Origin of the sequence: Pantoea sp. CTOTU49201 (genome assembly GCF_032054795.1) — a bacterium.
Lineage (GTDB): Bacteria > Pseudomonadota > Gammaproteobacteria > Enterobacterales > Enterobacteriaceae > Pantoea > Pantoea symbiotica.
Genome location: NZ_DAMBSA010000027.1, coordinates 1 through 21,042 on the forward strand (window position 1 = coordinate 1; position 21,042 = coordinate 21,042).

20 protein-coding genes and 4 tRNA genes are annotated in these 21,042 nt (G+C 55.2%); 6 read left to right on the forward strand and 18 right to left on the reverse strand.

Annotation, left to right across the window (positions count from 1 at the left end; translation table 11 throughout):
- From dapF to RTY00_RS03645, 3 genes are all read right to left on the reverse strand, one after another.
- The coding region (dapF, locus tag RTY00_RS03635; RefSeq protein ID WP_312663437.1) for a diaminopimelate epimerase at window positions 1-259 on the reverse strand (259 nt) is incomplete at its 3' end.
- Window positions 260-288: 29 nt separating this feature from the next.
- Window positions 289-492, reverse strand: a complete 204-nt coding sequence (gene lptM / locus RTY00_RS03640; RefSeq protein WP_256698040.1) for an LPS translocon maturation chaperone LptM — start codon at window positions 490-492, stop codon at window positions 289-291.
- Between the two features lie 134 nt (window positions 493-626).
- Window positions 627-3,188, reverse strand: a complete 2,562-nt coding sequence (locus RTY00_RS03645) for a class I adenylate cyclase (RefSeq protein WP_312663420.1) — start codon at window positions 3,186-3,188, stop codon at window positions 627-629.
- A 316-nt stretch (window positions 3,189-3,504) separates the two neighbouring features.
- Here RTY00_RS03645 and hemC point away from each other — a divergent pair, with 316 nt between their 5' ends.
- The 6 genes from hemC (at window position 3,505) to RTY00_RS03675 (ending at window position 8,439) form a co-directional block, all read left to right on the forward strand.
- Entirely contained in the window at window positions 3,505-4,446 is a 942-nt protein-coding gene (gene hemC, locus RTY00_RS03650; protein ID WP_312663421.1) for a hydroxymethylbilane synthase, read from the forward strand.
- A complete protein-coding gene (hemD, locus tag RTY00_RS03655) occupies window positions 4,443-5,183 on the forward strand; it encodes a uroporphyrinogen-III synthase (protein ID WP_312663422.1) in 741 nt (246 codons plus the stop codon). The genes hemC and hemD overlap by 4 nt, the downstream gene beginning before the upstream one ends.
- Window positions 5,184-5,206: 23 nt before the next feature.
- Window positions 5,207-6,337 (forward strand): uroporphyrinogen-III C-methyltransferase, encoded by a 1,131-nt coding sequence (gene hemX, locus RTY00_RS03660; RefSeq protein WP_312663423.1) that lies wholly within the window; start codon window positions 5,207-5,209, stop codon window positions 6,335-6,337.
- Window positions 6,338-6,339: 2 nt separating this feature from the next.
- On the forward strand, window positions 6,340-7,536 hold the full coding sequence (hemY, locus tag RTY00_RS03665) for a protoheme IX biogenesis protein HemY (RefSeq protein WP_312663424.1): 1,197 nt from the start codon (window positions 6,340-6,342) through the stop codon (window positions 7,534-7,536).
- Between the two features lie 160 nt (window positions 7,537-7,696).
- Entirely contained in the window at window positions 7,697-8,065 is a 369-nt protein-coding gene (locus tag RTY00_RS03670; RefSeq protein ID WP_312663425.1) for a DUF6516 family protein, read from the forward strand.
- Window positions 8,062-8,439 carry a MarR family transcriptional regulator gene (locus RTY00_RS03675; RefSeq protein WP_312663426.1) on the forward strand — a complete coding sequence of 126 codons (378 nt, stop codon included), beginning with the start codon at window positions 8,062-8,064 and terminating at the stop codon, window positions 8,437-8,439. The genes RTY00_RS03670 and RTY00_RS03675 overlap by 4 nt, the downstream gene beginning before the upstream one ends.
- A gap of 564 nt (window positions 8,440-9,003) precedes the next feature.
- Here the strand turns inward: RTY00_RS03675 and RTY00_RS03680 are convergent.
- From RTY00_RS03680 to wzzE, 15 genes are all read right to left on the reverse strand, one after another.
- Window positions 9,004-9,080: transfer RNA gene (locus RTY00_RS03680), tRNA-Pro, on the reverse strand.
- Window positions 9,081-9,116: 36 nt separating this feature from the next.
- A tRNA-Leu gene (locus RTY00_RS03685) sits at window positions 9,117-9,203 on the reverse strand.
- Window positions 9,204-9,219: 16 nt separating this feature from the next.
- Window positions 9,220-9,295 (reverse strand) — tRNA-His (locus RTY00_RS03690).
- 92 nt (window positions 9,296-9,387) lie between these two features.
- Window positions 9,388-9,464, reverse strand: a tRNA-Arg gene (locus tag RTY00_RS03695).
- A 159-nt stretch (window positions 9,465-9,623) separates the two neighbouring features.
- A complete protein-coding gene (gene wecG, locus RTY00_RS03700; RefSeq protein ID WP_312663427.1) occupies window positions 9,624-10,358 on the reverse strand; it encodes a lipopolysaccharide N-acetylmannosaminouronosyltransferase in 735 nt (244 codons plus the stop codon).
- 28 nt (window positions 10,359-10,386) lie between these two features.
- Window positions 10,387-11,730, reverse strand: coding sequence for an ECA oligosaccharide polymerase (gene wzyE / locus RTY00_RS03705; protein WP_008105761.1), 1,344 nt, complete (start codon window positions 11,728-11,730; stop codon window positions 10,387-10,389).
- A complete protein-coding gene (locus RTY00_RS03710) occupies window positions 11,727-12,797 on the reverse strand; it encodes a TDP-N-acetylfucosamine:lipid II N-acetylfucosaminyltransferase (RefSeq protein ID WP_312663428.1) in 1,071 nt (356 codons plus the stop codon). The genes wzyE and RTY00_RS03710 overlap by 4 nt, the downstream gene beginning before the upstream one ends.
- Window positions 12,794-14,047 carry a lipid III flippase WzxE gene (wzxE, locus tag RTY00_RS03715; protein WP_312663429.1) on the reverse strand — a complete coding sequence of 418 codons (1,254 nt, stop codon included), beginning with the start codon at window positions 14,045-14,047 and terminating at the stop codon, window positions 12,794-12,796. Before wzxE ends, RTY00_RS03710 begins: the two co-directional genes overlap by 4 nt.
- Window positions 14,047-15,177, reverse strand: coding sequence for a dTDP-4-amino-4,6-dideoxygalactose transaminase (gene rffA / locus RTY00_RS03720; protein ID WP_312663431.1), 1,131 nt, complete (start codon window positions 15,175-15,177; stop codon window positions 14,047-14,049). The genes wzxE and rffA overlap by 1 nt, the downstream gene beginning before the upstream one ends.
- Window positions 15,174-15,872, reverse strand: a complete 699-nt coding sequence (rffC, locus tag RTY00_RS03725) for a dTDP-4-amino-4,6-dideoxy-D-galactose acyltransferase (RefSeq protein WP_312663432.1) — start codon at window positions 15,870-15,872, stop codon at window positions 15,174-15,176. Before rffC ends, rffA begins: the two co-directional genes overlap by 4 nt.
- Window positions 15,850-16,731 (reverse strand): glucose-1-phosphate thymidylyltransferase RfbA, encoded by an 882-nt coding sequence (gene rfbA, locus RTY00_RS03730; RefSeq protein WP_008105754.1) that lies wholly within the window; start codon window positions 16,729-16,731, stop codon window positions 15,850-15,852. The genes rffC and rfbA overlap by 23 nt, the downstream gene beginning before the upstream one ends.
- Before the next feature lie 22 nt (window positions 16,732-16,753).
- Window positions 16,754-17,830 carry a dTDP-glucose 4,6-dehydratase gene (rfbB, locus tag RTY00_RS03735; protein ID WP_312663433.1) on the reverse strand — a complete coding sequence of 359 codons (1,077 nt, stop codon included), beginning with the start codon at window positions 17,828-17,830 and terminating at the stop codon, window positions 16,754-16,756.
- The gene (gene wecC / locus RTY00_RS03740) at window positions 17,827-19,086 is read right to left on the reverse strand and encodes a UDP-N-acetyl-D-mannosamine dehydrogenase (protein WP_312663434.1); all 1,260 of its coding nucleotides are present in this window, start codon (window positions 19,084-19,086) and stop codon (window positions 17,827-17,829) included. The genes rfbB and wecC overlap by 4 nt, the downstream gene beginning before the upstream one ends.
- A gap of 2 nt (window positions 19,087-19,088) precedes the next feature.
- Window positions 19,089-20,213, reverse strand: a complete 1,125-nt coding sequence (wecB, locus tag RTY00_RS03745; RefSeq protein ID WP_312663435.1) for a non-hydrolyzing UDP-N-acetylglucosamine 2-epimerase — start codon at window positions 20,211-20,213, stop codon at window positions 19,089-19,091.
- A 10-nt stretch (window positions 20,214-20,223) separates the two neighbouring features.
- A partial coding sequence (gene wzzE, locus RTY00_RS03750; RefSeq protein WP_312663436.1) for an ECA polysaccharide chain length modulation protein occupies window positions 20,224-21,042 on the reverse strand: 819 nt, incomplete at its 5' end.

The following is a 21,042-nucleotide window of genomic DNA, read 5'->3' on the forward strand; positions in this document are numbered from 1 at the left end:
TCAGACGCACAAAGCGGGCAAAGCAGCGTGCGCCGTTGCCGCACTGCGCGACTTCGCTGCCATCGGCGTTGAAAATGCGGTAATGGAAATCGAGATCCGGATCGTAAGGCGGTTCGACGATCAGCAGCTGATCAAAACCGATCCCCAGATTTCTGTCCGCCAGGCGGCGAATCAGTTCCGGCGAAAAAAAGACGTTTTGCGTCACAGCATCCACAACCATAAAGTCGTTGCCGAGACCGTGCATTTTTGAGAACTGCATTTTCTGCTCCGCCGGATTACTCATAGATTTTAGTTCGCCTGCGAACCAGGCTTGCTGGTGACCAAACCACCGACATCAGCATCCTGAGCGGCTTTTTGCTGCTGCTCGGTGACCTGCTGTTTCGGCTTGTTTGGCTGATCTTGCGGCGGGAAATACAGCGGTCCTTTCAGGCCACAGCCTACCAGGCTGACCAGTGCCAGCGCCATACCCAGCTGACTCATCACTCGTATCATTCTGTCTGCTCTTCTGTCCTTAAGCCATGGTTGCTTATCATCGCAGTTGACGTTGTAAAAGCAACAGGAAATAGCCGCATTTCCTGCGGCAGGTCAGAGTAACAGCGCATCCCGCCGCGCGAACGCAGGCGGGATCAATGCATTTGGTAGCGTGGCTGGAAGTCGCCGTTGTCGTTGTCAGGCTGCGTGGCGCAGAGCTGCGTTAACGTTTGGCTGCGGAAAGGAATCACCTGGAAACGTTCGCCAGTATTAACAATCTGGTAGAACTGCGGCAGGTTGAAATTGATAAAGCTGGAGCCGTAGGTAAAACGGTCATGCGACGACGAATAGAATCGACTCACGTCGCGCACCAGCTCTTCTTTACTGCCTTCGCAATGGTGATAAACCTCAACGCGATTGGTTTCGTCGAGGATATAGATGTTGAAGCCGCGATCGTCATTGGTATCTTCAAAGAAGAACTGAATGATACCTTCGCTGGCGTAGCCGTTTACCACCGGCGGCAGCGGCGTCTGGTTCGATTCCACTTTGATCGACAAGCCGTGCAGCTTGTTGTTAGAAATCGCGCCATAGAATTCGACGGCGTTTTCCAGCTTCTGCACCGACACGCTCATGCGTTCGAAGAATAAGCCCCAGGTTTGGCCCGCCATGCGCAACGCTTTAAAGCGGCCCGGTTCCTGACGCGTGCTCGACAGACGCAGCTCAATGCATTCCGAAACCAATTGCTGCACGCGAGTACGAATCAAACCGCGCAGATGCTGGCTATAGCAGAACACTTCTACCGTATCCGGCGGCGCAGCATCCTGATGCATTTTGCCGAGAATGGTTTTCAGCGCTTCAATCATCGCCTGCTCGCCGTTGAAGTGCAGCGTACGAACTTCATTCCACGAGTTGCGATAGAGCAGATCGATGCTGCCAATCAGGCATTGCTGCTGCTGACCGAAGCTGAACACATCCAGCTTACGGAAATCAAAATGCACCACCTGATTGCGGAACGCCGAGGTAGGATCGTGTTCCAGGTTAACGATAATCGCTAAGTGACGAATTTCGCACGGGCTGTAGAGCGCTTTCGGCGTCGGTGCCGGCACGCGCAGCGGGAAGTGGCTCGACACATCGTTCACCAGCTCCTGCAAACGCGGCAGATCGCACAGATCGTTGCCTTTCATATGCAGACGCGTTTTGCTGGTCAGTAAACCATTGAACCACGCCCACGCCACCAGCTTGTTCAGATAGCGGTTATATTCCAGCGGCTGATGGCTGATGATGGAACTCATGTCCGGCGATTGGTTATACAAATACCAACCGGCGCGATTGGCGCGGCCCGCCGGGACGTGAATAAAGGTGAGATTCTCTTCCGAAAGATCGGGCGAAATCTGCGGGTTCACTAAGGTGACTTTACCCGGCAGCGCCTCGAACGCGGCATACAGTTTACGCGTCAGCACGCCGATATCCTGCGGGCTGGCGCTGACGCTTAAATTGTTGCGGCGCGCAAAGCGAATCAGGTTGCGATAGCTCTGCATCATCGCATCCAGCAGCTCGTTGTGCGCTTCACGTACGCGTTCGATTTTCCACTGCGCGCGGTTATCCAGTACCGCTAACTTCTCTTCATCCCAGCCCCACTCTTTAACCAGCTGCGATAGAATCTCGCGACGCCAGCCGGTGCGCTGATGATGGTGATCTTCGCTCGAGAGCTTTTCACACACTTTTAAATAGAAACATCGACGCACTAAATCAAGACGCGCCATGTCATCAACGCTGGTGAGATAGCGCGTCACGCGCTCCAGCATCATGCAGTAAGGATCGAGACCGAAGCAGACAATTTCGCCGTCGTGCAGGCGCTGCTTGATGTCCATCGACAGCAGCTGCGTGTTGGGATATTCCCAGCTGTAGGCTTCAAGCAGAAGAGTTTTCAGCACCGCTTTGTACGGCGAATCGATACTTTTATACAGCTGCCACAAGCTGGCACCGAAGTACTCTTCCGCTGACAACGTGCCAAGGCCGCCGAGATCCAGCCACTCATTCGGCGTCAGAACGCCTTGTGAATAGAGCGACATGACGTAATCGTCGTAATGGTGCTCCTCTTCGCCGGGCACCATATTCCACAGGATGCGTTTACCCGCCATACGCACGGCGGTACGGTAAAACTCATCCAGCAGCAAAATATGTTGGGTAGAACCGCAATCTTCACCGCCGAGGCTGCCGCTTTCGTTATGGCGGAAACGGTTCTCGTCAATCAGGAAGAAGCTGACTTCCACACCCATCGACACACACCATTTCTGCAACAGCGTACACTTACGCTGCAGATTGAGGCGCTCTTCATTATCCAGCCACGATTGGTGGCACACCCAGATGTCGAGATCGGAGATGCTGTTTTGCCCAACGGACGAGGTGCTGCCCATTGAGTAAATGCCGGTAATCGGACGTTCGCCCGCGACGGCAGAGCTGAGTTCAAGCGGTTGACCGCCCGCTAAGTTCTGCAGCAGCTGAAGTTGATTTTCATCGGGCGTGTAGAGGCAGACGCCATGCGGAACGCTACCTTCGACGTAGCCCGGCATCAGCGGATGATGGTAGTGCAATAATGTTGGCAGCAGACTGTAGACTTGCTGGAAAGCAGGTCCCATGGCAGCCAGTGCGCGATCTACACGCAGCTGGTTAATCGCATCCAGTCTCTGTTTCAGTGTCTCAATGTAGAGGTACAAGACGTTTCGCCTGATTGTCCCAGTGTTAAGCACCCTGTTTCCGAATTTTGCCGCTTAATAATAAAGATATTGGGCAAATAATTGCTGGAAACGTGATCAATCTAACACCTGGAGGATTGACCGTAAAGAAAGTTGCGCTACTTAACAGTTTAGCATGTTCCGACCGTAGCTCTGCTTTTTTCAGACTTCGACTCTAAACTGCGACCCTCAAGATCCAGGCACAGTCTGACATCGCGGCCTTTTCAATCCGTTGAAACTGACAGCATTCCCCTATCAATGATAGGATATTCGATGAACGATCAAAATGGTTAACAGCATGTTAAACAAAATTTTCAGAATTGCTACCAGACAAAGTCCCCTTGCTCTGTGGCAGGCACAATATGTCCAACAGCGCCTGATGGCGGCTCATCCGGGTCTGCAAGTTGAGCTGCTGCCGATGGTCACCAAAGGTGATGTCATTCTTGATACGCCACTGGCAAAGGTTGGCGGCAAAGGGCTGTTCGTTAAAGAGCTTGAGCTGGCAATGCTGGAAGGGCGCGCCGATCTCGCCGTTCACTCGATGAAAGATGTGCCGATCGATTTTCCAGAAGGTCTCGGTCTGGTGACCATTTGCGAGCGTGAAGATCCGCGCGATGCTTTCGTCTCCAATCGTTACAACAGTATTGATGAGCTGCCGCAAGGCGCGGTGGTCGGGACGTCCAGCCTGCGCCGCCAGTGTCAGCTTAGCGCCCGTCGTCCGGATTTAGTGATTCGCTCGCTGCGCGGCAACGTCGGCACGCGTCTCGGCAAACTCGATGCCGGTGAATATGACGCCATCATTCTGGCGGCGGCCGGTTTGAAGCGTTTAGGCCTGGAAGATCGCATTCGTCAGGCAATGCCTGCAGAGATTTCTCTGCCCGCTGTAGGTCAAGGCGCTGTCGGCATTGAATGCCGCGTGGATGATGAACAACTGATTACGCTGCTACAGGCGCTGAATCACGACGATACCGCCGTGTGCGTGCGTGCCGAACGTGCGATGAATACACGACTGGAAGGCGGTTGTCAGGTGCCGATTGGTAGCTTCGCGGTGCTGGAAGACGATCAGCTGTGGCTGCGCGGATTAGTCGGCTCACCGGATGGCAGCCAAATGGTGGTGGGCGATCGTCGTGGCCCACGCGATCACGCCGAAAAAATGGGCATTTCGCTGGCCGAAGAGCTGCTGGATGGCGGCGCGCGCGACATTCTGCGTGAAGTCTATCAAGGTCAACCGCCAGCATGACCATCCTCGTGACCCGCCCGGAACCGGCCGCCACTGAACTGGTCTCGCGTTTGCGCAGCCTGGGCAAGCTGGCATGGAGCCTTCCGCTGATTGAATTCACGCCGGGTCGCGATCTTATTTATTTACCTCAGCAACTTGCTGCGCTCCAGCCGGGCGATCTGGTGTTTTTGCTGTCGCAGCAGGTCGTCACTTTCGCTCAGCCCGCTTTACAACTCAGTCTGACAGCGTGGCCTGAAGCGCTCAACTATTATGCTATTGGCCGCAGCACTGCTTTAGCCCTGCATACCGTCAGTAATCTAAAAGTAGACTATCCTCATGCGCGGGAGACCAGTGAAGAGCTGGTGCGTCTGAATCGTCTGCAGCAGGTTAGCGGCAAACGCGCGCTTATTCTGCGCGGCAGCCCAGGGCGCGAGTTGCTGGCGGAAACGCTGATTGAGCGCGGCGCTGAGGTGCAATATTGCGAGTGTTATCAGCGCTGTGAAAAGCACTACAACGGCGCGACTGAAGGCCGCCGCTGGCGCGATCGCGGCATCACAACGCTGGTGGTTACCAGCGGCGAGATGTTACAACAACTCTTTTCTCTGTTTCCGCCAATTGATCGTCGGGAATGGTTACTGCACTGTCGGCTTGTGGTCGTCAGTGAACGTTTGGCTACGCAAGCCGCTGAATTAGGCTGGCAGGACATTGATGTAGCCGATGGTGCCGATAACGACGCGCTGCTGCGCGCGTTACGCTGAACTTAACAATGGGATGAGCCATAATGACGGAACAAAAAGCCTCCTCCGCCATGGTTGAAGAAACCACCCCAGCGGACAATTCTCCCTCTCCAGCAACCAAGCCACCACGCGATAAAAAAAGCGATGGCAAGGTGCTGAGTGCAGTGGCGATTGTGATTGCGCTGGCGATTGGGGCGGGACTTTACCTTAATGGGAAACACCAGGCCGATTTACAGGCTCAAACTAATCAGAATCTCAGTGAGCAGCTGAGCACCTTGCAGCAGCAACTGGGCAGCGACAAACAGCAACTGACGCAACAGCTGGATAAAGCTAACAGCGCCTTGCAGGAAGCTCGCACGCAGCAGGATAACAGCGCCAAAGAGCTGGAAACCCTGCGCGATAAAGTCGCCACCATCTCTGGAAACGACACGCGTACCTGGCTGCTGGCGCAGGCGGATTACCTCGTCAAACTGGCGGGCCGCAAACTGTGGAGCGATCAGGATGTCACCACCGCGGCAGCGTTACTGAAAAGTGCCGATACCAGCCTGGCCGACATGAACGATCCAAGCGTAATGAACGTGCGTCGCGCCTTAACGCAGGACATCAGTTCACTCTCCGCCGTCAGCCAGATTGATTATGACGGCACCATCCTCAAGCTCAATCAGCTGTCGAACGGCGTTGATAATCTGCGTCTGGCCGACAACGACAGTGATGATTCACCTATGGACGCCGATGGCGGTGAGCTCTCCAGTTCGCTGCATGAGTGGCGTCAAAATCTGGTGAAAAGCTGGCACAACTTTATGGATGATTTCATCACCATCCGCCGCCGCGATAACACCGCACAGCCGCTGCTGGCACCGAATCAGGACGTTTACCTGCGCGAAAACATTCGTTCGCGCCTGCTGATTGCCGCCCAGGCCGTCCCGCGTCATCAGGATGAGATCTACAAACAGTCTATCGATGCGGTATCAACCTGGGTTCGCGCCTGGTACGACACCAACGATGCCGCCACCAAAGCCTTCCTTGCACAGCTAGATGAACTGAGCCAGCAGAGCATTTCGATGGATGTGCCTGATACGCTGGAAAGCCAGCCGCTGCTGGAAAAACTGATGCAAACTCGCGTGCGTAATTTGCTGGCTCAGCCATCGGTTGCTGCTGATCAACAGGGAGGCTAACCATGCTGAAAGTATTGGTGCTTTTCCTGCTGCTGATTGCCGGCATTGTGGTTGGACCGATGGTCGCAGGCCATCAGGGCTACGTGCTGATCCAGACCGACAACTGGAACATTGAAACCAGCGTTACGGGCCTGGCGATCATTTTGATTCTCAGCCTGCTGGTAATTTTGTTGGTGGAATGGATTCTGCGTCGCCTGTTCCGCACTGGCGCACGTACACGCGGCTGGTTCACCGGTCGCAAGCGTCGTAGCGCACAGCGCCACACGCAAAGCGCGTTGATGAAACTGGCGGAAGGTGACTTCAAGCAGGCAGAAAAACTGCTGTCGAAAAATGCCGACCACGCCGATCAGCCGGTGGCCAACTACTTGCTGGCTGCCGAAGCGGCGCAGCAACGCGGAGACGAAATCCGTGCGAATCAGCACCTGGAGCGCGCTTCTGAGTTGTCGGTGAATGATACGATTCCGGTTGAAATCACGCGCGTACGTCTGCAACTGGCGCGCAACGAAGATCACGCTGCACGTCACGGTGTTGACCGCCTGCTGGAAGTCGCGCCGCGCCATCCGGAAGTGTTGCGTCTGGCAGAGCAAGCCTACATTCGTACCGGCGCGTGGGGCGCATTGCTCGACATTCTGCCATCGATGCAGAAAGTGCAGATCAATGATGAAGCACAGCGCGATGCCTTGCAGCAACAAGCCTGGCTGGGCCTGATGAACCAGGCGATGGCCGATCAGGGCAGCGACGGTTTGAAAAAATGGTGGCAGAACCAGAGCCGCAAAACGCGTCAGGAAACCGCCTTGCAGGTGGCGATGGCAGAACATCTGATCGAATGTGACGATCCGGACACCGCGCAGAGCATCGTGCTGGAAGGTCTGAAACGTCAATATGACGATCGTCTGGTGTTGCTGATGCCGCGTATTAAAAGTGGCGATCCGCAATCTCTGGAGAAAGCGCTACGTCAGCAAATTAAACAGCATGGCGCCACGCCGCTGCTGCACAGTACGCTGGGACAGATGTTGATGCGTCATGGTGAATGGCAGCAGGCAGCAGAAGCGTTCCAGCAAGCGCTGGCACAGCGTCCTGATGCGTTTGATTATGCCTGGCTGGCCGATGTCTACGACCGCCTGCACCGCCCGGAAGACGCCGCCAAAATGCGTCGCGAAGGCCTGCTACTTACGCTGAAGACCAATCCCAGCGCCTGATTTTACGATTGTTACTTTTGTGCACGCCGGGCTGGTCCCGGCTTTTTTTTGCCTGCAATTTATCGCTAATCAATATCCTGATCTGTTTCGATCATTACCGTGTGGTTCTGATGAAATTTTACACAGCCACATTAAATTGTTATGATCGGGTCATAAGTATATGGATGATGAAGACTACGGATTAAATACGCTGATCGACATGGATGGATATCGCTTCACTTATGAGAGCGGATATTGGTGGAAAATTGAGGTTCGTAAAGAAGCACCGTCGAAGTTCAGGCCGCATGGCATAAGGTACAATCTTACCTTCCATAACAATTACAACACCCGCATCTTCGGCATAGATAACGCTCATGCTATTAAGCCGTCGAAGAGAGGTTTTTCGGGAAAATGGCGGGTTTATGACCATTTGCATAAAACCTCTGTTGATTCAGGGCAGCCTTATTTCTTTGTTTCGGCCAGCCAGCTGCTTGAAGACTTTCTGGAAAATGTAGACAAAATAATCAGTAAAAAAGAGGGTAAATCATGAAAGCACTCATTGGCATTATTTCTCCAGAGAATATGCGCAATCGAATGATGAGCATTGCAAGTGGGCAGTACAAACCTGACGCTGATGAACCCAAAGTTTGGTTTGCGTCCATGAACGCGATTGCGCAGGTGCTTAGCAATGAGAACATTCTACTTCTCAAGCTTATGCACGAGCGCAAACCTCAGACCGTTACAGAGCTGGCGGAGCTTTCGGGACGTCAGGTCAGTAATCTGTCCGCGACGCTGAAAACGTTGGAAGGTCACGGCTTTGTGAGCCTGAAGAAGATAGGTAATAAAAAAATTCCCACTGCACTTTTCACTGAGTTCGATATACGCGTGACCAGTGAACTCATCGCAAAACCGGAAGCGGCTTAACTGACCATTGCGGTCAGTAGCCGAAGCTACCCTTCGCCAAATTGAAGACAAAAAAACACCTGCCATAAGCAGGTGTAAGATCAGGTCGTTAGACAACTGATGGCATCCGACTCAACGTAATGTCCTTCTTACTGCAGTAAAGCGTGCGCAATTACTGCCAGGCTGGACAACGGATGCCGTAAGGGGCTCTGCATCATTCCCAGGTTTATGTAGCATCAGCAAACATAAGAGGTGGAATGAGCATCTACAGAGAGATTATTGCATAAGACGTGCCAAAGTTGCAGTTAACGCAATAAGTTATTTTATATCAACAGGATACAACCCACCCAACGATCCAGGTGTGAGCCACTGTCTGTAAATCACGACGCATAACCCAAAAGCTGTCTCCGCAAAACGACAAGCTATACAAGGAATTGTCATGCCATTATAAATCAGTGAGTTATATGTATCTAAATAGCGACAATGTGCAGAATAACGCTTTAAGGAAATGATGGGATGAGTGGAGAACTCGAAAGGTGAGTACAAACGAAAAAAGCCTGCTTTTTCAAGCAGGCTTTTCGAATATGGTCGGCGAGAGAGGATTCGAACCTCCGACCCACTGGTCCCAAACCAGTTGCGCTACCAAGCTGCGCTACTCGCCGATTTTTACTTCTTTAACGCTACTGCGTAATTTTGCCTGGTGCGAAGGGAGGGACTTGAACCCTCACGTCCGTAAGAACACTAACACCTGAAGCTAGCGCGTCTACCAATTCCGCCACCATCGCGTGACCGAGCAAAATCTGGGGTGGCTAATGGGACTCGAACCCACGACAACTGGAATCACAATCCAGGGCTCTACCAACTGAGCTATAGCCACCATAATTCTGGTGCGTAAGCATGTCTCGCTTACTAAAATTCACTGCATAACGCGGTCTAACCAACCACCGAAGCTCTTGCGCACAAACTAAATGGCGCGCCCGACAGGATTCGAACCTGAGACCTCTGCCTCCGGAGGGCAGCGCTCTATCCAGCTGAGCTACGGGCGCGTAGCGCCGTTGCGGATGGGCATACTACGGGCTTGACCTCATGCTGTCCAGCCCTTTTTTAGAAAAAAAACGCGTTTGATTACGCTTTGTGCATTCCATCGATAATTACAGCAGTTTGAGGTGCTTACCCTCGTATTTTTGCTGGAAAAACCAGCAATTTCAGAGATCGCCGCGCCAATGGTAGCGCAAATATTTCAGCAGCTTTAATTGGCGACGCAGACGCGAAGGCTGCCGAATGAGACGATAAAGCCATTCCAGCCCGGATTTTTGCCACCAAACGGGCGCGCGCTTAACGTGCCCGGTAAAAACATCGTAAGTGCCACCGACGCCCATATAAAGCGCATGCGGCCAATGTGCGCGGCAATCACGCATCAATAGCTCCTGGCGCGGCGAACCTTGCGCCACCGTGACAATCTGCGCACCGCTTGCGGCAATACGTGCAAACAGCGCGTCGCGTGCTTCAGGCGCAAAGTAGCCATCCTGGCTGCCAACGATATTCACATTCCACTGCCGCCGCAGCTTGTCGCAGGTTTCCTGCAGCACAGCTTGACGCCCACCAATCAGAAACACCGGAATGCCGCTGCGTCCCGCGCTCTCCATCAGTGCTTCCCACAGATCCGCGCCCGCGATGCGGTTCACCTGCAGCTGGGGATACTTCTTACGCAGCGAACGGACGATGCTGATGCCATCAGGATATTTGAACTCTGCCTCAGCAATCAGTGCGCGTAGCTGCGCATCTTCTTCCAGTGTCAGCATTTTCTCGGCATTCATCGCCACCAGCGTGCCGTAACGAGGTTTGCCCTCGGGCAGCAGAAAGCGCAGAAAGCTTGCCATATCGTTGAAGGCGTGAAGATCGACTCCGCGCAGGCTATAGCGCGGCTTATCGGTTTCCATGGTATGAATTTCCCGTTGTGCCCAGAGGTTAAGAAGGGCTGTGTAAAACCGGCTCGCTGCGCGGACGAATTAATCCCGCGCGCGCCAACAGCCAGTAAAGCAATTTAGCCGCCCACATGCAGGCCGCAAAAATCAAACAAAAGAACACCACGCGCGAGCCGAAAGCATCCAGCCCTTCACGCGCCAGCACGATCATATTAAACACCGCGCCGAAGCAGAAACTCTGCAAAATCGCCCCGCTGTAGCGATTGCTGGTATCGCGACCATAGAGATAAAGGTTATCGAATCCTTTCATCAGCAGGCCGACAGCCACCGCACCGATTGGGATAAACCACACGCCGCCCATCACTACCAGAGAACCCAACAGCGTCGGCGAGATCGCCAACCCGGAATGGTTGTTCAGCACTTCCCAGGTAAAGTAGTTGGCGCTGTTGAGAATGGCTGCTGGACGTCCCGGCCACATCCAGCTGGGAATGAACACGTAGAAATCGCGCCAAATCGGTGCCAGGCCCTGAAAATCGATCTTGTCGTAGTTTTGCAGTAACAGCGCCAGATTTTCCCACGGCGAGAAGGTATCGCGCGTCAGATAAAGGAAGGTGTAAAACGCCTCATCGCCGACCACGTCGAGGTTATAGCGACGCAGCGCCAGCCAGAACATGCCGCCGATTGCCATCACACCGGCGCCGACCAGCATCCACAGCGTGATCCAGCCGCGTGTAATACCAATGAACAGGAACAGCGCGAAAGCGATGATGATATTGGCGCGCGTGCCGCCCACCAGCGCATATGTCAGCAAGCCAAATGCCACCGACACCAGCAAAAACCACAGCCACTGACGCTGGGTTGGCTTGAGGAAGTAGCGAATCAGCATCGCCGGAATAAAGAAGTAGAAGAAGCGTTTGAGCGCCACGCCGGATACTTCACTGGAGAAAATCTGGTTGTAAGCCGAAAGCCGGAACAGCAGCAGGCCGTTGTGCATAAAGAACACCGTCACGGTGCCAATCGCTACCAACGCTAGCAGCAAACAGGTCAGATTGGTTTCAACCCGATTCATCTGCAGCCAGGGCTTACGCGCAGGCGCATTGGCCGGCCGTAGCCGCACTTTGTAGCTGACGTAATAGATGGCATAAAAGCTGGTAGCGGCCAGCAGCGCCTGCAGCAGATATTCCGGCGGCACCACCGCCACGTTAAAGCGGAACACCAGCACGCTGGTCAGCGGGAAGCCGAAATAGAAGGTCAGCAAAAAGAGAATGGTGAAGAACAGGTGGAAGTTGAAACGCACCCGCTTAAATTCCCGCCAGGTTAGGGTCAGAATGAAACCCAGCGAAAACAGATAAACCACCAGCAGACCACTAAACTGCATCAGGCTCATGTTCTCTCCCTTTCACTCAGGGTTAGCGCGTCGCGCCAGCCTGCCAGATAGCCAGGGGCAAAAAAGGCAATCGATGCGTGATCACATTGCGCTAATTGTCGTTGCGCTTCGGCCACGCTGGCCGCATCCAGCGCATCTTCACTAAACAGCACCGGCAAGCCTTGCTCGCTGAGATCGCGCCAGAACGGATTTTTGCGGTTCAGCACAAACGGAATATTGGCCTGAATCAGCAGGCATAGCGTACCAATGCCTTGCTGGCGCTCGAACATAAAATAGCCGAGCTGGCAGCGGCTAAGCAATGTCAGATAGGCATCAAAGTCGATTTTGTCGCGCAGCAACGTCACTTGCCCTGCCGGGAACAGGCGCTGTGCGGCAGCGGCAATCTCTTCGATGTAAGCGTGATTATTTTGCGGATAACCGAGCGGCACGACGATTTTTACCTGTTCGCCAAACTGCGCGCGAATCGCCTCCAAACCGGCAATGTGGCGATTACTGCGATCGCCCGAATTGCCGAGCAGAATAGTGAAATCGGGACTTTCCACCGACGCGGGCGGCGCCACATCCGGCATACGCGTCGGGAAATAGAGCAGCGAAGCGGGAACGCGCGGATGGCGCTGTTGAAAATGGTGCAAATCACCCCGCGTCGCAAACACGCGCGCCACGCGCCCTTGCGCCATTCTGCGCAGCAGATAAAACAGCTGATACTTGAGGCCGCGCCCTTCTTCATAGAGATCCGCGCCCCATACGTGCCAAAACGCCTGCTGACGGCGCAGTTTGCCGCTCAATAAGGCTATCCAAATGCTGGGATTAAACTGGCCGTGAAAGAAGAAGCGCTGCGAGCGATCGGCGGCACGCGCTATCACCGCTTGCGCCAGTGCACGCTTGCTGGCAAAGGTTTCAATCTGCAATGAGCTATACGCATGCAGCGTCTCGGGCGCGCTGGAAACCACCATAAATTTACGTGGTGCATCGCCAGGTAGCTCGGCGCTCATCACGTCATTAAAGAAGCGCAGCACCGTATGATTGTGATGCGGGATATCCGATCCCAATACGTGAAAAGTCGTCATTTTTTCCGGCAATAAATCATGAAGGCGCCACAACACAGGGCGAAATAGAGAACGTAGGTTGCCATGTAAGCCTGCGCGGCCCCGGCAGTTCCGTGCAGCGGAATCAGCCAATGGGAAAAGCCGGTCAGCAGCGCAAACTGGCTGATTTCCGTCAGAATATAGAAACGCAGCGACGCTTTGGCGATCACCAGATACCCGAAAACATAGGCACCGACTTTAAACACATCTCCGCACAACTGCCAGACGAAAAGGTCACGCATCGCGCTGAACTGCGGCGAAAACAGCAGCCAGATAGCAACATCTCGCAGCAGCCATACGCAGAAACTGGCTGCCGCCACGGCAGGTAATACAAAGCGCAGCGCACGCCCAATCTCACGGGCGATTTGCGGCTTCTGCTCCAGCCGCGCCAGCGTGGGCAGCAGCCACACACTAAAGGTGGCGGTGATAAATTGCAGATAAGCATCGGAAATACTGGTAACGCCTTGCCATAAACCCACCTGCGCCCAGCCTTGTTGCTCGGCCAGCAGATTTCGCATCATCACCCACGCCACCGGCAAGGTGAACGAGGTGATTAGCGCCATCAGCGTAAACTTCGCCAGATTGCGCGCCAGTTCGGGATGCCAGCTTGGCATCAGCCAGCTCAGCGGCAACTGATCGCGATGGCGACGCAGCATCAGCAATGCCGGAAAAACCAGTAGCGCCGGTACCAGCGCCAATCCCACTAACGCACCGGCATAGCCGCCCAGCCACCAGCACAGCACATAACCCATCACGCCAATTACACTTCCGGCAATCAACGCCAGCGCATTACCGCGCGCATCGCGAAAGCCTTTCAGCAACGCTAGCGTCAGGTTGGCCCAGGCAATGCCGAGTTGCAGAAAGGCGACAATGCGCACCACGTTTGCATATTCAGCATGGCCAAACAGCGCCATGCTGATCGGCGTTGCCGCCAGCAAAAACACCAACGCCAGCAGCGTTGAAAAGCCGAGCACAATCGCCGAAGCCGTGCCGGTGACCGCGCGTAACTGCTGTGGCTGCTGCTGATGTTGCGCGACTAACGTAGTGACGCCGTTAAAGATGCCCGCGCCCGCCAGCACGCCGAGTACGGTGATCAACTGACGGAAGTTACCGGCTTGCCCGATCCCTTCCGGCCCGAAGCTCACCGCCAGCAGTTTCACCACCAGCAAGCCAGCAACGATTTTTACCAGCGTCGAAGAAGCGGTCCAGACTGAAGCTTTTGCTAATGACATCAGGCAAAGAAACTCAGCAGCGAACTGATCACCGTGCGCTGGTTGTTATCCGATAAGTTGTAAAACAGCGGCAGACGCAGCAGGCGCTCGCTTTCAAGCGTGGTAAAGGCATCATCACCGTGGAAGCGGCCAAAACGTTCACCCGCTGGCGACGAGTGCAGCGGAATGTAGTGGAACACCGTGAGGATTTCCGCCTCTTTCATCCAGCTGATCAGCGCCTGACGATCGTCGCTGTCGCGCAACTTGATGTAGAACATATGTGCATTGTGGCGGCAATTTTTTGGCACCACCGGCAGCTCAATACGACCTGCTGCCGCCAGCGGCTGTAGCGCGTCGTAGTAGCGCTGCCACAAACGCAGGCGCTGCTGATTAATCTGCTCCGCCGCTTCCAGCTGCGCCCACAAATAGGCCGCTTGCAGATCCGCCATCAAATAGCTGGAGCCAATATCGCGCCAGGTATATTTATCCACCTGACCACGGAAAAACTGGCTGCGATTAGTGCCTTTTTCACGAATGATCTCGGCTCGCTCCACCAGCTTCGCGTCATTAATTAGCGTTGCACCGCCTTCGCCGCCAGCGGTGTAATTTTTGGTTTCGTGAAAGCTAAAGCAGCCAATGTGACCAATGGTGCCGAGCGCGCGTCCTTTGTACTGCGACATCACGCCTTGCGCGGCATCCTCGATAACATAGAGTTTATGCTTCGCCGCCAGCGCCATGATGCTGTCCATCTCGCAGGCCACGCCCGCGTAATGTACTGGCACGATGGCGCGGGTTTTCGGCGTGATCGCCGCTTCAATCAGCGTTTCATCGATATTCAACGTATCGGGACGCACGTCGACAAACACAATGGTCGCGCCGCGCAGCACAAAGGCGTTGGCGGTGGAGACGAAGGTGTAGCTCGGCATGATCACTTCATCGCCAGGCTGCAGATCAATCAGCAGCGCCGCCATCTCCAGCGACGCGGTGCAAGATGGCGTCAGCAGCACTTTCTTGCTGCCGAAATGTTGCTCCATCCACTGCTGACAGCGGCGAGTAAAGCCGCCATCGCCGCACAGCTTGCCGCTGGCCATCGCCGACTGCATATATTCAACTTCGCTGCCGACAATCGGCGGCGCATTAAATGGGATCATGAGGCTTTCCTGTAGAACCAGTAAGCGGTGCTTTCCAGCCGCGCACCGCTACGTAAATAGAGGCGCATAGCCGTGAGATTGCTGAGCTGAGTCGCCACGCGCAGATGTGTTAGCTGACGCACGCGGCCCCAGTCGGCGGCAGCGAGCAATAAGCGCTGGCCAACGCCGCAGCCTTGTACGCCAGGCAATACCGCCAGCAAACCGATGCGCATTTCGCCGTCAGCTTCGCGCATCGAGACAAAACCTTGCAGCGCGCCCTGCTCATCGCAGGCCACCAGACATTGATTATCGAAGGTGCCGCGCACCGCATTTTCAATCCACTGCGCGTAAAAACGTCCGCTGTCCTCCGCCGCAAACCACGGCGCGCGGAAACGACTCTGGCTAAACGCCTGTGCAGCGGCTTCACGCAGCGCCGGGATTTGCGCTTCCCGTGCGATGCGCACGCCAACTTGCCGCTCAGTATGTTTGATGCTGAGGGAAAGATCGGCTTCGCCTTCCACCAACTGAAAACCGTGCTGACTCAATGCATCAATGGCATCAACCCGTTCAGCGGGCACCTTCATCTGCCACAGCGCATACGGCTGCTGAAGCGCCTCGGCCAGCGGCAGATCGCCATCCAGCGACAAGCGTGCGCTGTTCTGACCGAAGAAGTCATTTTCCCATTTAAGGGGATCAATATTGACGCGGACGGGCATTGTGAACATCCAGCAGATACTGGCCGTAGCCGGTTTTGGTTAGCGCCTGAGCGGCGGCTAAAAGCTGGGCATCGCTCAGCCAGCCGTTACGCCACGCAATCTCTTCCAGGCAGGCAATTTTAAAGCCCTGACGTTTTTCCACCGTCTGCACAAACATACTCGCCTCAATCAGGCTGTCGTGCGTGCCGGTATCCAGCCAGGCAAATCCGCGCCCCAGCAACTCCACCGAAAGCTCACCTTGATCGAGATACATCTGGTTGATGGCGGTGATTTCCAGCTCACCCCGCTCGGAAGGTTTCACCTGTTTGGCAAACTCCACCACGCGGTTATCGTAAAAATAGAGGCCGGTTACCGCCCAGCGCGATTTCGGCTGCTGCGGTTTCTCTTCAATGGAGAGCGCGTTGAAGTCGTCATCAAACTCCACCACGCCAAAACGTTCCGGATCCATCACCTGATAGGCAAAAACGGTCGCGCCGCTGCTGCGCGCGGCCACTTTCTTCAGTTTGGGGCTGAATCCCTGGCCGAAATAAAGATTGTCACCCAGCACCAGGCAACAGTGATCATCGCCGATAAAGGATTCACCAATAATAAACGCCTGCGCCAACCCATCCGGGCTCGGCTGCTCGGCATAGGCCAACTGCAAACCGAATTCACTGCCGTCGCCCAGCAGGCGTTCAAAGTGTGCACGATCTTCCGGCGTGGTGATGATCAGGATTTCACGGATCCCTGCCAGCATCAGTACCGACAGCGGATAGTAAATCATCGGCTTGTCGTACACCGGCAACAGCTGTTTCGAGATGGCGCGAGTAATCGGATGCAAACGCGTACCCGAACCACCGGCTAAAATGATGCCTTTCATCGCGGCTCCTTCATCATGGGTTTCAGCGCGGCGTGGCTAAGCCTAAACGCTCGCCACGATAGCTGCCGTTAAGAATCGACTGCCACCATTGCGGATTGGCCAGATACCACTGCACCGTTTTGCGGATACCGCTCTCAAAAGTTTCCTGCGGCGTCCAACCCAGCTCGCGCGCGATTTTACTGGCATCAATGGCGTAGCGCTGATCGTGGCCGGGACGATCGGTAACAAAGGCAATCAGGTCACGATAACGAGCCAGATGCGGCGCACGCTGCTGCGGTGCCAGTTCATCCAGCAGATCGCACAGCGTTTCCACTACCTCAAGATTACGTCGTTCATTGTGGCCACCAATATTGTAGGTTTCCCCCACTTTGCCGCTGCTCACCACGCTATACAGCGCCCGCGCGTGATCCTCTACATACAGCCAGTCGCGTATCTGACTGCCGTTGCCATACACCGGCAGCGATTTACCCGCCAGCGCATTGATGATAGTGAGCGGGATCAGCTTTTCAGGGAAATGATACGGACCGTAATTGTTGGAACAGTTGGTGATGATGACCGGCAAACCGTAGGTGCGCAGCCAGGCGCGCACAAGGTGATCGCTGCTGGCTTTGGTCGCGGAATAGGGGCTGCTCGGCGCATACGGCGTGGTTTCGGTAAAGAAATTGTCGCTACCGTGCAGGTCACCAAACACTTCATCAGTGGAGATATGATGCAGAATGAAGCCTTTTTTGCGCTCATCTGCCATGCCATTCCAGTAATGACGCGCCGCTTCCAGCAGCTGATAGGTGCCGACAATATTGGTTTCGACGAAGGCGATTGGCCCATCGATCGAACGGTCAACATGGCTTTCCGCCGCCAGGTGCATAATGCAATCCGGCTGATACTGCGCCATAACGCGATCCAGCTCGGCGCGATGGCAAATATCCACCTGCTCAAAGGCAAAACGCGCATCCTGTTGCACCGGCGCCAGCGACGCCAGATTGCCGGCATAGCTCAATTTATCGACCACCACTACGCGGTGATCGGTGTTTTCAATCAGAAAGCGCACCAGCGCCGAACCGATAAAACCTGCTCCGCCGGTGACCAGAAACTGTTTCATCGCCAGACGCCTTTGGTATCAACAATCCACGGCTGGGCAATCGGTGCCGCATCAATCGCGCGGAACTGGGCGTGATCAACCAGCATAACCAGAATATCCGCCTGCTGCAGCGCTACGTCAGTGGCAACCAGCGTGGCTTCGTGCGCCAGACGTTGCGGAATGTCTTTTACATGCGGCTCAACTACCCAGGTTTTGCCGCTGTGCCATTCGGCAATCCGATGCGCGACGCTCATCGCCGGGCTTTCGCGCAGGTCATCAATATTCGGTTTGAAGGCCAGACCAAAGCAGGCAATGGTGACATCGCTGGCGCGTTTACCGCTGGCAGTAAGGCACTCTGCTAACGCCTGTTTTACCTGATCCAGCACCCAGCCTGGTTTGGCGTCATTCACTTCGCGCGCGGTGCGAATCAGTCGCGCCTGCTCGGGGTTTTGCGCCACGATAAACCACGGATCAACAGCGATACAGTGCCCGCCAACGCCCGGTCCAGGTTGCAGGATGTTGACGCGCGGATGGCGATTCGCCAGCGCAATCAGCTCCCACACGTTGATGCCCTGCTCGGCGCAAATCAGCGACAGCTCATTAGCAAAGGCGATGTTCACATCGCGGAAGCTGTTTTCTGTCAGTTTGCACATCTCAGCGGTGCGCGCATTGGTCTCCACACACGCGCCGCGCAGGAAAATGCGATACAGCTCGCTGGCGCGTGCGGAGCAGGCTGGCGTCATGCCACCAATCACACGATCGTTTTCCAGCAGTTCGACCATCACTTTGCCGGGCAACACGCGCTCCGGGCAGTAAGCGATAAACACATCGCACGCATCACCGTGCTGCGGGAAACGCAGATCGGGACGCGCCGCCGCCAGCCATTCCGCCATTTGCTCGGTGGCGCCCACCGGCGACGTGGATTCGAGGATCACCAGGTCGCCCGCTTTTAATACTGGTGCAATCGACAGCGCCGCAGCCTGCACATAGCTGAGATCTGGCTGATGGTCGGCGATAAACGGCGTGGGCACGGCGATCAGGAACGCATCGGCGGCTTCGGCCTGCTTGGTGGCACGCAGATAACCGGCTCGCACCGCTTCGCGCACCACATCACCCAGCTCGGGTTCCACGATATGGATATCGCCGCGATTGATGGTTTCGACGGCGCGGACATTAATATCCACACCAACGACTTTCTTTCCCTTTGAGGCAAAAACGGCCGCCGTTGGCAGCCCAATGTAGCCCAGTCCGATAACGGAAATGGTTTCAAAACGCATGGTTAGACTCTGTGTTGTTTTAGGGCCTGCAAGATGCGCGCGCAGGCATGACCATCGCCATACGGATTGTGCGCGCGGCTCATTGCCTGCCAGGCTTCATCGTCCTGCAACAGCAGGCTGACTGCAGCGACAATTTTACTGATATCCGTGCCGACCAGTTTCACCGTGCCTGCGTCCACCGCTTCCGGACGCTCGGTGGTGTCGCGCATCACCAGCACCGGTTTACCCAGCGATGGAGCTTCTTCCTGAATGCCGCCGGAATCGGTAAGAATCAGCCATGAGCGATTCATCAGCCAGACAAACGGCAGATACTCTTGCGGCTCAATCAGGATGATGTTTTCGATGCCGCTGAGAATGCGATTAACCGGCTCGCTGACGTTGGGATTGAGGTGCACAGGATAGACAATTTGCACCTGCGGATGCTGACGCGCGATTTGCGCCAGCGCACTGCAAATGCGTTCGAAGCCGTCGCCAAAACTTTCGCGGCGATGACCCGTGACCAGAATCAGCTTTTTGTCGGCATCGAGGAACGGATAACGCGCGGCGAGTCGCGCATTGAGATCGGCATCGTCCAGCACGCGGTCACGCACCCAAAGCAGCGCATCAATCACCGTGTTGCCAGTGACGAAAATGCGCGCATCCGGCAGATTCTCACGCAGCAGGTTTTGCCGCGAATTTTGCGTGGGCGTGAAGTGATAGCTGGCGAGATGGCCGGTAAGCGTGCGATTGGCCTCTTCGGGCCACGGCGACATTAGATTACCGGTACGTAAACCCGCTTCCACATGGCCGACCGGAATCTGGTGATAAAACGCCGCCAGGCTCGCCGCAAACGTGGTGGTGGTATCGCCGTGCACTAACACCACATCCGGCTGGAAATCGGCCAAAACGGTCTTCATACCCTGCAGAATGCGGCTGGTGATCTCCGTCAGCCCTTGTTCCGGGCGCATGATATTCAGATCATAATCAGGCTGCAGTTGGAACAAACGCAGCACCTGATCGAGCATTTCACGATGCTGTGCGGTGACGCATAAGCGCGACTCGAACGCAGCATCCTGCGCCAGCGCCTGCACCAGCGGAGCCATTTTGATCGCTTCAGGACGCGTGCCAAATACCGTCAGAACTTTCACGTGGCTTCTCTTAATGGCTCGTTGCTAACGTTGAACGCGGACGACGCACCAGCGCCACTCCCGCACCGACCAGCGCGCCAATCACGCCCCACATGATCATCATAAACAGGCGGCGCGGACTATCACGCGACACCGGCTCTTCCGGGGTGCGCAAGTAGCGGTAAGTCTGGAATTGTTTATCCAGACGCGGCCCGGCCTGCAGCGTACTCAGCATCGCTTTATTTTGATCATAGCTTAAATCGTAAGCAGGTCCGCTGGCTTGTAAAGTGTCGAGTTGCGCCTGCAGCATTTGCTGCCCGAGCAGGAAACGATCGCTGTCTGGCAGCGCCTCGCCGGTTGCCGGTGCGCGGTTCTCTTTGATGCCCTGCTCGCTCGCCACTTTCAGCGCCTGCTCGATGCGCTGGCGTTGACGTTCAAATACCGACTGCGCCACTTCCTGCTGGCGATTCACCTGCGACGCCAGCTGCACGCTGCGCGCCTGCCAGGCACCTTTCAGTTCCGCATTCAGATGACGCGCCGCACGTTCGCTGGCATAAGCAATGTATTGACGCAGCAGATTGTTGGCATCGCTGGCGGTTTCGGCGACCAGCTTGATGTTATCTAAGATATTGCGCGCCGGATCGGCAGCCGTGAACTGGATGTTGGTGATCAAATCATCAAGCAGCGCCGCATCGTTGTGCGCGTTACCGCTTTTGCGACTTTTGAAGTATTCAGTCTGCTGCCAGAAATCACGACGCGTATCCCAGGATGCCAACTGCATGGTGAACTCTTGATAAACCTCATCCATCACTGTTGGGGCTGGCGAGCTGAGATTGAGCGTATTAGTGCG